Source organism: Deltaproteobacteria bacterium, from assembly GCA_011773515.1.
Classification (GTDB): domain Bacteria; phylum Desulfobacterota; class Deferrimicrobia; order J040; family J040; genus WVXK01.
Genome location: WVXK01000038.1, coordinates 353 through 1,165, shown reverse-complemented (window position 1 = coordinate 1,165; position 813 = coordinate 353). Strand labels below are relative to the sequence as shown.

The window sequence follows — 813 nt, the reverse complement described above, 5'->3', positions numbered from 1 at the left end:
GGCTAGGGCTCCCGACGCGGTGACGACGATGATGGTGATGATGAACGGGACGATGTCCATAAGCTAGGAAGGGCAGCAGACGCAATTAAAGCTTTGAGCTGCGGTGGCGGATGCGCTTCGTTCCCGTTTTTCGGCCAGAACCCGGTGCTGACCCGGGGCAAGGATGGGTTTCTCGGCGGCGTGGCCATGGCCAGGACTGGTGTGGCTGCAGGCAGCGTTCTCGCGTCCGTTGGTGAGAGCCTTCGGTCTTCTCTTGTGAATCGACTTTCGTTGCGAAGAAGATAAAACGGAGTTGCGCATCTTGCTCTATGCATTGTTGGTGTGGCCGTCGATGGACATTGAGCGACGTTCGATCTTGCGCAAGGGCTTTCCGCTTCTGCTGCTCGGGTTGTTCGTGTTTCTCATCTACACCTATTTTTTCGTGGGGTTCAGCGAGTTCACGACGATTCTGCTGCTCGTCGATCCGGTGGTCTACGCCTTGGCTTTCCTCACGTTCCTGCTGAGCACGACTTTCTACGCGTTGACGTGGTCGGATCTGTTGCGGGTGCTTTCCGTGACGACGACATTTCGGAGGACGTTGCTGTTCACGTGGGTCGGCGCGTTCGTAGACTTGCTGATTCCCGCTGAATCGGTGAGCGGCGAAGTGTCCCGTGCGTATCTGATGCACAAGGATTCTCACGATGATACGGGGAAGATCGTGGCTTCAGTGGTGAGCCACCGCATTCTTTCCATGGCGACGACGTTGGGTGGCCTCATCGTGGGGTCCGTGGTTTTTATTGTGCAGTACGAACCGTCCGGGTTGGTGGTCAGCTT

General features: G+C 56.8%; 1 protein-coding gene. It reads left to right on the top strand.

Annotated elements, in window-relative coordinates; translation table 11 throughout:
* Window positions 1-301: 301 nt before the first annotated feature.
* On the top strand, window positions 302-813 hold a 512-nt coding region (locus GTN70_04010), incomplete at its 3' end, for a flippase-like domain-containing protein (GenBank protein ID NIO16154.1).